Raw genomic sequence first — 9,068 nt, 5'->3', positions numbered from 1 at the left:
GGCCCCGTCCACAGGCTGTGGACGGGGCCCGAGCCGTTCGGCGCCGGTCAGTACGGCCGGTGCCGGCCGGCGCCGGTCAGTGCGTCTCGGTGACCTTGGCCAGGGCGCGCGGGGCGTCCGGGTCCTGGCCGCGGGCGATGGTGACCTCGTACGCCAGCAGCTGCAGCGGCAGGATCTCCAGGATCGGCTGGACCTCCTCCGGCACCCCGGAGGGCAGCGCGAAACCCGCGGAGGCGGCGTCCACCTGCGGCCGCTGGCCGATCACGACGAGGTCCGCGCCGCGGCCGCGCAGGCGGTCCAGCACCGGCTGCAGGGCCTCGCCGCCCTTGCCGTCCGGGACGATCGCGATGACCGGCGAGACGTTGTCCACCATGGCCAGCGGGCCGTGCAGCAGGTCGGCGCCGGAGAACGGGGAGGCCGGGATGTAGGTGGTCTCCATCAGCTTCAGCGCCGCCTCGCGGGCGGTCGGGTAGCCGTAGCCGCGTGAGGTGATGACCAGGCGCTGGGCGAAGCGGTAGCGCTCGGCCAGCGCCTTCACCTCGGCCTGCCGGGCCAGCACGCCGGCGGCCAGCGCGGGCAGCTCCTTGGCGGCCGAGGAGTCGCCGCCGCGCAGCCCCTCGACCAGCAGGTAGAGCGCCAGCAGCTCGGCGGTGTAGGTCTTGGTGGCGGGCAGCGCCTTCTCCGGGCCGGCCAGCACGTCGATGTGGAACTCGGACACCTCGGCGAGCGGCGAGGCGGCGTTGTTGGTGACCGCCAGCGTGATCGCGCCGGCCTCGCGGGCGGCCTTGGTGGAGGCCACCAGGTCCGGCGAGCCGCCGGACTGGCTGACGGTGATCACCAGCACGTCGGTGAGGTCGGGCCGGGCACCGTACGCGGTGGTGGTGGACATCGAGGTGAGGCCGGCCGGCTTGCCGAGCAGGATCTCGATCAGGTACTTGGCGTACAGGGCCGCGTTGTCGGACGTGCCGCGCGCGGTCAGCAGGACGAAGCGCGGGTTGCGCGCGGCGATCTCGGCCGCGATCTCGCGGATCTTCGGGGCGCCCTCGTCGAGGATGCGCTGGAGGACGGCCGGCTGCTCGGCCATCTCCGCCGCCATGATCCGGCCGGGGACAGTCTGCGTGTCGGACATCTGGATGTGCCTCCGATGAGATGGTTCGACCCCGACCGGGCAGTCGCCCGACGGGGACCCTCTACGGCGGCGAGTCCGCACACTCGCTGCGGTGGTGATTCCTGCGGCAATCCTACGGTGGCCGCCCCCGCCGGGCACGCGCGAGCGCCCCTCCCCCGGGGCGGGTGGAGGGGCGCCCGGACGGCGGCCGGGGCGTCAGGAGGGGTTGTTGATCAGCTGGTCGATCGCGGCGTCGGCGTCCTTGGTGGCCTGGTCCACCGACTTGCCCTTGAGGATCGAGGTCAGCATGTCGGGCAGGATCTTCTGCTTCTCGACCGCGCCCCACCCCGGGGCCAGCGGCGTGAACCAGGCGTCCGGCACCGCGTTGGCCGCGGCCGCGGTGGTGGGCTTGTTCTTCAGCGGGTTCAGCTGGGTGAGGTTGTTCGGCAGGATGTCCTTGTCGGCCAGCGCCTGCTGGGACTTGGTGCTGGTGAACATCCGCACCCAGTCGGTGGCGAGCGCGACCTGCGCGGACTTGGCGGTGACCGCGAGGTCCGAGCCGCCGATGAAGGTGGGCAGCGGCTTGCCGTCCGGGCCGGGCATGGTGGCCACCTTGACCGCGTCCTTGAGGCTCGGGTCGCCGGTGACCGGCGCGAACACGCTGGCCGACTCGAAGCCGTTGCCGTAGAAGGACGCCGCGTGCCCGCGGGCCATCGACTCGAACTGGTTCTGCTCGTTCACCGACAGGTCGCCCTTGTTGTACTTGCGGACCAGGTCGATGAAGTGGCTGATGCCCTGCTGGGACTTGGCGTCGTGCAGCGTGCCGTGCCAGTTGCCGGAGCTGTCGAACTTGGCGATGCTGCCGCCGAACGCCGCCACGTAGCTCATCGCGGCGTACCAGTACGGGCCGGGCAGGTAGAGCGGGGAGAAGGTCCGGTCGGCCTTGTTCCGGTCGGCGACCTTGTCCAGCGCGGCCGTCAGCTCGGTCTCGGTCTTGGGGAACTCCGCGCTGCCGGTGGCCTGCTGGAAGGCGGCGGAGTTGTAGATGGCGACCCGGGCGCCGGCGTAGTACGGCACGCACCAGAGCTTGTCCTGGTAGGTGCAGGTGTTGGCGAGTGCCTTGATCCAGCTGTCGGAGTTGTCGAAGGTGGTCCGGTCGACGGCCGCCAGGGCGCCGGAGAGCACGTACTTCATGGTCTCGGTGTTGCCCAGTTCGACGACGTCGGGGGCGCTGCCGTCGGCGAGCGCCTTGTCGAACTTCGAGACCTTGTCCGCCCAGCCCTGGTACGAGAGTTTGAGGGTGACGTTCGGGTACCGCGCCGCGAACTCGTCGTTGACCCGCTGGACGAGGTCCGGCCAGTTCTTCTGGGCGTCGTCCATCAGCCAGACGGTGACGGTGCCGCTCGCGGTCTTCGCGCCGGTGGAGGCGCCCTCGCCGTCCGCCGACGGGGAACCGGACGAGGAGCAGGCCGTCAGCCCGACCGCCAGTGCCATGATGCCGAACGTGGACATGAGCTGACGCTTCGTCACGCCATCCTCCGAGGGTGTTAGAGCCGTGTTGCCCGCCGGCAGCGTGATGGCGCCCGCAGCGGAGGATCCGGGCAGGGCGAGGAGCTTCGGGGAGGGCCGATACCACATCCGGTGAGGTTGAAATTCGAACCGGATGACTGGACTCTGGCCTAGACCAATGGCGGTGTCAACGGCCAAATGGCCCTTCCGCCAAGGCCGTTGCAGAGCCGTTGTACCGCGTGGCGATCCGTCGCCGGGTCGTCACCCTAAGTGGGACTTAAGACGGATTTAAGGCCTGCTTGAGGGAACACCGTCACCCGGGGAGTCCGCGGGTGGAAGCGGGGGGAAACGGGACGGGCCCGCCATGCGACATGCGCATGACGGGCCCGTGGGCGGACGCCCCCGGCACGGCCGGGTGACGTCCTGACGCGTTCTCAGCCGATCGCTCCCGGCTGCCCGGTGAGCACCTCGACGGCCGCCAGCCCGCACACTCGGGCGGCGCCGTGGGTGGCGATGTGCAGCGCACCGACCGGCTCGGACTGCGGCAGCCCCATCTCGACCACCATGGCGTCCGGCCGGGCCGCGACCAGGCGGCCCAGCGCGGCGGACATCCAGCCGTGCCGGTGCGCGTCCCGGACCACCAGCACCAGCCGGCGGCCCTCGGCGCCCGCCACCAGCTCGGCGACCAGCGCGTCCAGCCGCCCGGGGGCGGCGTCGACGGCCGATACCTCCCGGGTGCGGGTGCCGGGGAAGCGGTCGGCCAGCATGCCGGCCACGCCCCACGGGGTGACGTCGCCGACCGCGATGTTCGGCTCGTCCGAGAACGAGGCCACGAACGGCCGTTCCGTCACCGGCAGCACCTCGCGGCCCGGCGCGCGGACCACCTTCAGCGCCCGGCGGGCGGCCCGCAGGCCCACCGCGAGGTCCGGCTCCGGCCGCTCGCCCTGGGCCGAGATCCGGCCCCAGGTGCCCAGCGCGCGGACCCGGGCGGCGGCGTCCGCCAGCCGGTCCTCGGCCAGCGCGCCGGACCGCACGCCCGCCACGATGGCGTCGCGCAGCATCAGCACGGTCTCCTCGTCGGCCAGCCCGCCGCCGACGCAGATCGCGTCCGCACCGGCCGCCAGCGCCAGCACGGTGCCCCGGCCCATCCCGAAGGTGTCGGCGATGGCGCCCATCTCGATGGCGTCGCTGACGATCAGGCCCTGGTAGCCGAGGCCGCCGTCGGCCGGGGCCGCGCGCAGCAGGTCGCGCAGCACGGTCGGGCTCAGGGTGGCCGGCAGCTCGGGGTCGAGCGCCGGGATCATGATGTGCGCGGTCATCACGGCCTTGGTGCCGGCCGCGATCGCCGCCTGGAACGGGATCAGGTCACGGGCCCGCAGCACGTCCAGGTCGACGTCGATGACCGGCAGGCCGTGGTGCGAGTCGACCGCGGTGTCGCCGTGGCCGGGGAAGTGCTTGGAGCAGGCGGCCACGCCGGCCGACTGCAGGCCCTCCACCCAGGCGGCGGTGTGCCGGGCGCACAGCTCCGGGTCGGCGCCGAAGGAGCGGACGCCGATCACCGGGTTGCGCGGGTTGGAGTTGACGTCCGCGGTGGGCGCCCAGTTGTAGTTGACGCCGGCCGCGGCCAGCGCCCGGCCGAGCTCGCGGGCGACGTCCCGGGTCAGCGCCGGGTCGTCGATCGCGCCGAGCGCGAGGTTGCCGGGCCACGAGGAGCCGGAGCCGGCCTCCAGGCGGGTGACGTCCCCGCTCTCCTCGTCGATGGCGATGAGGAGGTCGGGGTTCTCCGCCCGCAGCGCCGAGGTGAGCGCGGCGAGCTGGTCGAGGTCGACCACGTTGCGGTCGAACAGGGCCACCGAGCCGAGCCCGGCGGCGAGGTGGCGGCGCACCCACTTCGGCGGCTCGGTGCCGACGAAGCCGGGCTGCAGGACGGTCATGGCGTCGCGGTGCAGCTGGTCGCTGTCCGGGACGGCGGGGACGAGGATGCTCACGTTTCTCAGCCCTTCACGGCGCCGTCGGTCAGTCCGCCGACCGCCTTGCGCTGCAGGAAGACGAACAGGATCAGCACGGGGATGGCGAACATCGTCGACGCGGCCATCGTGGCGCCCCAGTCGTTGCCGAACGCCGTCTTGAAGGAGGAGAGCCAGAGCGGGAGGGTCTTGCCCTCCTCCTTGTTGAGGATCAGGACGAGCGGGAACTCGTTCCACGCGGTGATGAAGCCGAACAGCGAGGTCGACATCAGACCGGGGGCCAGCAGCGGGAAGATCACCTTCACGAAGGCCTGGGAGCGGGTGCAGCCGTCCACCATGGCGGACTCCTCCAGCTCCTTCGGCACCGCGGCGATGAAGCTGCGCAGCGTCCAGATGGTGAAGGGCAGCACCATCATCATGTAGAAGACGGTGAGCGGGACGAGGCTGTTCAGCATCTCGTTGTCGCGCGAGATCATGTAGACCGCGATGGTCATGACCTCCCACGGCGCCATCTGCGCGACCATCACGACCAGCACGAAGGCCTTGCGGCCGCGGAACCTCATCCGGGCGATGGCGAAGGCCGCGAGCGTCGCGATCACCAGCGACATCAGCACCGCGCCGACCGTCGCGATGAAGCTGTTGCCCACGTACGTCCAGAAGTTGGGCGCGTTGACCGCCGTGGTGAAGTGGTCGAGGGTCCCGTCGAACGGGATGAAGACCGGGGTCTTGCTGATGATGTCGCGGTCCTGCTTGAAGGCCGTCGCGACCATCCAGTAGACCGGGAAGATGAAGAAGACGAAGAGGACGACCGCGATCACGTTCGGCCAGGTACGTCCGATGAGCGAGCGCCTCACAGCTCGTCCTCCTGCTTGATCATGATCCGGAAGTAGTACGCCATCAGCACGCCCAGCATCAGGATGGTGAGCACCGCGATCGCGGAGCCGACCCCGTAGTGCTGGCCGGAGGAACCCTCCAGGAAGGCGTGCACGGGCAGCGTCCGGGTCAGGTTCTCGGGGCCGCCGCCGTTGATCGCGTACACCTGGGTGAAGGCCTTGAACACCCAGATGACCTCGAGGAAGGTCGTGGCCAGGAAGAACGGCTTCAGGCTCGGGAAGACCACCGAACCGAAGATCTTGAACGGGCCGGCGCCGTCCATCCGGGCGGCCTCGTAGAGCTCCTTGGGGATGGTCGTCAGGCCGGCGTACATGTTGAACGCCACGAACGGGATGGACTGCCAGACGATCAGCAGGATGACCACGAAGAAGGTCGAGTACTGGTCGCTCATCCAGTTGTAGTCGGCCATCGAGTGCCAGCCGAGCTTGTCCAGGAACCAGTTGACGACGCCCCACTGCTGGTCGAACAGCCAGGTGTAGACGGTGGTCGCGGCGACCACGGGCATCGCCCAGGCCATCAGCAGCCCGATCGACAGGACCAGCCGCATCCGCTTGCCGAGGCGGTTGAGCAGCAGGCCGATCAGGGTGCCGCCGCCCATGATCAGGACGACGTTCACCAGGGTGAAGGCGACGGTGCGCCCGGTGACCGCCCAGAAGTCCGGGTCGGTCAGCTGCTCCTTGTAGTTGTCGAAGCCGTTCCACTCGGTGAGGTGCTGGACCAGCTGGCGCCGGTTGAGGTTCTGGAACGACAGCAGGACCGTCTTGAGCAGCGGCCAGCCCAGCAGGGCGAGGGTCGCCACGGTGGCCGGCAGCAGCAACAGGTACGGCGCCAGGCGCGCACCGAGCCCCGGTCCGTCCGCGGGTCTGGCACCCTTCCGCGGGGTGCCGCCGCCGCCGGCGCCCGCGGCACCCGTCCCGATCCCGGCCACGGCGGTCGTCCCTGGCTCCGGGGACCGTGTCTGCACCCGCTCCGAATGCACAGCCATCGTTCTCACTTCCTCACAACCCGAACCACGACGGACAGGCGCCGCCCACCGGCCCCCCGCCGGGGGCCGGTGAGCGACGCCGCTCAGTGCTTACTGCTTCTGGTTGAGCCGCTTGGCGATCTCGTCGTCGTACTTCTTGGCCGTGGCCGCGTAGTCGCCGCCCTGCAGCACGGCGGTCAGGAACTCCTTGATCGGGTTCGGCTTGTCCTCGACGCTGGCCCAGTTCGGGGTGTTCGGGGTGATGGCGCCGACCGCGGCGGCCGTCTGGGCGGCCTTCGCGAAGTCACCAGTGATCTGGCCGTTCAGCGAGGCCTTGTTCGGGATGTTCCCGGCCGCGGCGACCAGGCCCTCGTTCTTGTCGTTGAGGGCGACCTTCAGGAAGTCCTTGGCCATGTCGGAGTTCTTGCTGGCGTTGGCGACCGCCAGGTTCGAGCCGCCGAGGAAGACGCCGGAGGGCTTGTCGGCGGTCTTGCCCGGGAGCGGGAAGAAGCCGATCTTGTCCTTGGGCATGTCCTTCTCGGCGGGGAGCTCCCAGCCGAGGGCGATCATGGCGCCGACGTTGCCCTTGCCGAAGACGTCCTTCTGCTGCGGGGTGGCCTCGTCCTTGTCCTTCGGACCGGAGACCGAGTAGCCCTGCAGCTTCTTGTAGGTCTCGAAGGCCTTCTGCGCCTCGGGGGACGACAGGCCGCCGACCCACTTGTCGCCGTCCTTCTTGGCGATCTTGCCGCCCTCACCGGTGAGCAGGCCGAAGTAGGTGTACCACTCCTGGCCGGGCAGGTAGATCGGGTCGGCGACGCCGTCGGTGGCCTTCAGCTTGTCCAGGTCGGCGTAGAACTCGTCCAGGGTCTTCGGGGCGGCGGAGAGGCCGGCCTTGGCCCACAGGTCCTTGTTGTAGGCGACCACGCGGTTGGAGACCCACCACGGGGCGGCGTACTGCTTGCCCTCGAGGACGGCGGCCTCGTTCTGGTTGGCGGCCCAGTCGGCCCCGCCCAGGGCGGCCTTGTCCTTGGTGAGGTCGAGCAGACCGCCCGAGGCCGCGTAGCCCGCGGTCTGGGTGTTGCCGAGCTCGAGGACGTCGACCGAGCCCTCGGACAGCGCGGCGGTGATCTTCTGGCCGATCCCGTCCCACTCCTGGATCTGGAAGTCGACCTTGGAGCCCGGGTAGGTGGTCTCGAACTCGGTCTTGACCGCGTCGGTCCAGCCCTTCGGGGCGGAGCCGGTCATCAGCCACACCTTCAGCGTCTTGCCGCTGTAGTTCTTGGCACCCGCCGCGGCCGACGAGCTCGAACCGGCGCTGTCGCCGCCCTTCTTGCCGTCCGAGCCACAAGCCGCCAGGCCGACGACCATTGCTGCGACGCCGACCGCCGCGATGAGCTGACGCTTCACGCCATCCTCCTGAGGGATGCCTGGGTTACCCCCGTCGGGCGGCAGCGGCAGACCCACACAAAGCGGGGGGAAAGGTGCCGCGGACCCCTTCGAACGGGTGGGGGGATTCGTAGTGTCCGGCCTAGTGGTGTAGACCAGATGCCTGGAGCTTGGCCTAGACCAATGGGCCTGTCAACGGCCTTCCGACCGATCCGGACCACCCGTTATCAAGCCGACACCGCACATCGTTCATCGCGTGATGAGGTATTCGTTCCGTAGCCATACATGCAACGATGTGACCCGTTAACTATGTGGCGGGGCCCGCAAAGGCCCCGCGAGAAGCGGGAGAACAGGTCCGATGAGCAGCGACGGGGGATCCACCGCCCAGGTCAACGACCCCGAGGTGAAGAACCTCCCGGCGCACGCCGGCACCGACCCGACCGCGCGCGTCCCCAAGTACTACGGACTGAAGCGCCACCTCCTCCAGCTCACCGAGACCCAGCCGGCCGGCACCCCCGTCCCGCCGGAGCGCGCGCTGGCCGCCCAGTTCGACACCTCGCGCACCACCGTCCGCCAGGCCCTGCAGGAGCTGGTCGTCGAGGGCCGCCTGGAGCGCATCCAGGGCAAGGGCACCTTCGTCGCCAAGCCCAAGGTCGCCCAGGCCCTCCAGCTCACCTCCTACACCGAGGACATGCGGGCCCAGGGCCTGGAGCCCACCTCGCGGCTGATCGAGATCGGCTACATCACCGCCGACGACCGGCTCGCCCCGCTGCTGGACATCAAGCCCGGCGGCCGGGTGCTGCGGATCGAGCGCCTGCGCCTGGCCAACGGCGACCCGATGGCCATCGAGGTCGCCCACCTCTCCGCCAAGCGCTTCCCCGCGCTGCGCCGCAACCTCGCCAAGCACAACTCGCTGTACGCGGCGCTGCGCGAGGTGTACGGGGTCACCGTGGCCGAGGCCGAGGAGACCATCGAGACCACCCTGGCCGACCCGCGCGAGGCCGGCCTGCTCGGCTCCGACCTCGGCCTGCCGATGCTCCAGCTCTCCCGGCACTCCTTCGACGCCGACGGCGCCCCGGTGGAGTGGGTCCGCTCGATCTACCGCGGCGACCGGTACAAGTTCATCACCCGCCTGAAGCGCCCGGAGTAACCGCGCTCCCCCTTCGCACCACGGGCACCGGCGCGCGCGACCCGCGCGCCGGTGCCCTTTCGCGCTTCCGACTGCCCGTTTCCGGCCGAA

Annotated in this window: 7 protein-coding genes; 1 reads left to right on the top strand and 6 read right to left on the bottom strand. The window is 70.3% G+C overall.

Annotated features, from left to right (window positions below; genetic code table 11):
* Positions 1-76: 76 nt before the first annotated feature.
* The 6 genes from AB0N04_RS06605 to AB0N04_RS06580 all read right to left on the bottom strand — a co-directional run bounded on the left by AB0N04_RS06605 (position 77) and on the right by AB0N04_RS06580 (position 7,849).
* Complete coding sequence (locus tag AB0N04_RS06605; RefSeq protein WP_360204419.1) at positions 77-1,129, bottom strand: SIS domain-containing protein; 1,053 nt, start codon at positions 1,127-1,129, stop codon at positions 77-79.
* Between the two features lie 195 nt (positions 1,130-1,324).
* On the bottom strand, positions 1,325-2,620 hold the full coding sequence (locus AB0N04_RS06600; RefSeq protein WP_360204854.1) for an extracellular solute-binding protein: 1,296 nt from the start codon (positions 2,618-2,620) through the stop codon (positions 1,325-1,327).
* A 431-nt stretch (positions 2,621-3,051) separates the two neighbouring features.
* The gene (locus tag AB0N04_RS06595; protein WP_360204851.1) at positions 3,052-4,551 is read right to left on the bottom strand and encodes a glycoside hydrolase family 3 protein; all 1,500 of its coding nucleotides are present in this window, start codon (positions 4,549-4,551) and stop codon (positions 3,052-3,054) included.
* 59 nt (positions 4,552-4,610) lie between these two features.
* Positions 4,611-5,438 (bottom strand): carbohydrate ABC transporter permease, encoded by an 828-nt coding sequence (locus tag AB0N04_RS06590; protein ID WP_360204417.1) that lies wholly within the window; start codon positions 5,436-5,438, stop codon positions 4,611-4,613.
* On the bottom strand, positions 5,435-6,463 hold the full coding sequence (locus AB0N04_RS06585) for a sugar ABC transporter permease (protein ID WP_360204415.1): 1,029 nt from the start codon (positions 6,461-6,463) through the stop codon (positions 5,435-5,437). The genes AB0N04_RS06590 and AB0N04_RS06585 overlap by 4 nt, the downstream gene beginning before the upstream one ends.
* 90 nt (positions 6,464-6,553) lie before the next feature.
* Positions 6,554-7,849, bottom strand: a complete 1,296-nt coding sequence (locus AB0N04_RS06580) for an extracellular solute-binding protein (RefSeq protein WP_360204412.1) — start codon at positions 7,847-7,849, stop codon at positions 6,554-6,556.
* 337 nt (positions 7,850-8,186) lie between these two features.
* Here AB0N04_RS06580 and AB0N04_RS06575 point away from each other — a divergent pair, with 337 nt between their 5' ends.
* The gene (locus tag AB0N04_RS06575) at positions 8,187-8,978 is read left to right on the top strand and encodes a GntR family transcriptional regulator (RefSeq protein ID WP_360204409.1); all 792 of its coding nucleotides are present in this window, start codon (positions 8,187-8,189) and stop codon (positions 8,976-8,978) included.
* Positions 8,979-9,068 lie beyond the last annotated feature (90 nt).

Source organism: Kitasatospora sp. NPDC051702 (genome assembly GCF_040681575.1).
GTDB lineage: Bacteria > Actinomycetota > Actinomycetes > Streptomycetales > Streptomycetaceae > Kitasatospora.
This window is presented reverse-complemented; position numbering and strand designations above follow the sequence as displayed.

Excerpts from the sequence above, each read along its gene's own strand:
- AB0N04_RS06605 (WP_360204419.1), bottom strand. The coding sequence starts at position 1,129 with ATGTCCGACACGCAGACTGTCCCCGGCCGGATCATGGCGGCGGAGATG.
- AB0N04_RS06600 (WP_360204854.1), bottom strand. The coding sequence starts at position 2,620 with ATGTCCACGTTCGGCATCATGGCACTGGCGGTCGGGCTGACGGCCTGC.
- AB0N04_RS06595 (WP_360204851.1), bottom strand. The coding sequence starts at position 4,551 with ATGACCGTCCTGCAGCCCGGCTTCGTCGGCACCGAGCCGCCGAAGTGG.
- AB0N04_RS06585 (WP_360204415.1), bottom strand. The coding sequence starts at position 6,463 with ATGGCTGTGCATTCGGAGCGGGTGCAGACACGGTCCCCGGAGCCAGGG.
- AB0N04_RS06575 (WP_360204409.1), top strand. The coding sequence starts at position 8,187 with ATGAGCAGCGACGGGGGATCCACCGCCCAGGTCAACGACCCCGAGGTG.